The sequence below is a fragment of the Amycolatopsis sp. SID8362 genome, from assembly GCF_010550475.1.
Taxonomy (GTDB): Bacteria; Actinomycetota; Actinomycetes; order Mycobacteriales; family Pseudonocardiaceae; genus Amycolatopsis; species Amycolatopsis eburnea.
Genome location: NZ_JAAGNB010001240.1, coordinates 1 through 1,713, shown reverse-complemented (window position 1 = coordinate 1,713; position 1,713 = coordinate 1). Strand labels below are relative to the sequence as shown.

Here is a 1,713-nt window from a genome sequence, read left to right as displayed (position 1 = left end):
GCGGCCTGGCCGGCGCCGTCCGCGCGCTGGGCGAACGCAGCCCGGTCCCGGTCACCGTCACCGTTTCCGGCGACGCCGGGCGCCCCGCCGCCGTCGAGGCGGCCGCGTACTTCGTCGTCGCCGAGGCGCTGGCCAACGTGACCAAGCACGCCGACGCGTCCCAAGTGGACATCACGCTGAGCGGCCCGCCCGGGTTGCTGCGCCTGGAAATCCGCGACGACGGCCGCGGCGGCGCGGACGAATCCGCGGGCAGCGGGCTCGCCGGGATCCGGCGGCGCGCCGAGGCCTTCGACGGAACGCTGACCCTGACCAGCCCACCCGGTGGGCCGACCGTGCTGCGAGTGGAGCTGCCATGCGGGTCGTGATCGCCGAGGACGACGCGCTGCTGCGCGAAGGTCTCGCGCTGCTGCTGAAGACGTCGGGCATCGAGGTGGCCGCCGCGGTCGACAACGCGGAGGACTTCCTCGCGTTCGTCGAGGGCGACCGGCCGGACGCCGTCGTGATGGACGTGCGGATGCCGCCGACCCACCGCGACGAAGGCCTGCGCGCCGCCGTGCGGGCCCGCGAGATCCACCCGGGCCTGCCGGTGCTGGTGCTGTCCGCGCACGTCGAAACGGGCTACGCGGTCGAGCTGCTCGCCGACGGCGTCGGCGGGGTCGGCTACCTGCTCAAGGAGCGCGTCGGCAAGGTCGAGCGGTTCGTCGACGCGCTCCAGCGGGTCGCCAAGGGCGGCACGGCGATGGACCCCGAGGTGATCAGCCAGCTGATGGCCCGCCGCCGGGCCGCCGATCCGCTGGCCGCGTTGACCGCACGGGAGCGCGAAGTGCTGGCGCTGATGGCCGAGGGCTACAACAACGGCACGATCGCCGAGCTCCTCGTCGTCAGCGACGGCGCGGTGCTCAAGCACATCCGCAACATCTTCGCGAAGCTCGGGCTGCCGTCCGACGAAGGCGGCGGGCACCGGCGGGTGCTGGCCGTGCTGGCGTACCTGCAGCGGGATGCGGGGTAGCGCAGGCACCACCCCGCATCCGGGTGCTGACGGCATCGATCCGCCGGCCGTGCGGTTCGGCCCGGCCTCAAGCGCCCCAAGGCGGCCTTGGTTGCGTCTGACGCACCGAAGGCCGCCTTGGGTGCGTCTGACGCACCCAAGGCCACATTGGGGCGCTTCTCATCTGCTGCTTGCCGGAGCCCCGAAGGCGTAGGTCGTGAGCGCGGCCGTGATCAGCGCGGCGGCGGGCCAGAACGGGTTCGCCACCGCCCCGGCGAGCACGGGCCCGGCCGTGGCCCCGACGTTGAGCGCCGCGGTCGCGTAGGACCCCTTCATCGTCGGGGCGCCCTCGGCCAGCCGCAGGATCCGGGCGATCACCGTGCCGCCGACGGCGAAGGACAGCGCGCCCTGCGTGAAGGCGAGGGGCACGAGCGCCGCGGGGACGTCCGAGGTCAATGCCAGCGCGACCCACCCGGCCAGCAACAGCGGACCACCGACGGCGACGACCCGGCCTGGCCACCGGTCGGCGAGCCGCCCGGCCGCGGTGATCCCGGCGAAGCACCCCACCCCGAAGGCGCCGAGCACCACCGGCACCGGTGCGACGCCCGCGGCCACCGGCGCCAGGTAGGTGAAGACGCCGAAGGTGGCCGCGTTGACGAGCGCACCGGCCAGCAGCACCCCGGCCAGCGGCCGCAGCACGGCGAGTTCGGCCCGCAGGCCGTCCG

Annotated in this window: 2 protein-coding genes and 1 pseudogene; 2 read left to right on the top strand and 1 reads right to left on the bottom strand. The window is 74.7% G+C overall.

What is annotated here, in order from left to right; all coding sequences use genetic code 11:
• Positions 1 to 365: ATP-binding protein (locus G3I65_RS38550; RefSeq protein ID WP_345944099.1), on the top strand; the 365-nt coding region annotated here is incomplete at its 5' end.
• Positions 353 to 1,009, top strand: a complete 657-nt coding sequence (locus G3I65_RS38545) for a response regulator transcription factor (RefSeq protein WP_160700461.1) — start codon at positions 353 to 355, stop codon at positions 1,007 to 1,009. The genes G3I65_RS38550 and G3I65_RS38545, both read left to right, overlap by 13 nt.
• A 159-nt stretch (positions 1,010 to 1,168) precedes the next feature.
• On the opposite strand, the pseudogene G3I65_RS38540 reads toward G3I65_RS38545, so the two are convergent.
• Positions 1,169 to 1,713, bottom strand: a pseudogene (locus G3I65_RS38540) (MFS transporter); the annotation flags it as partial.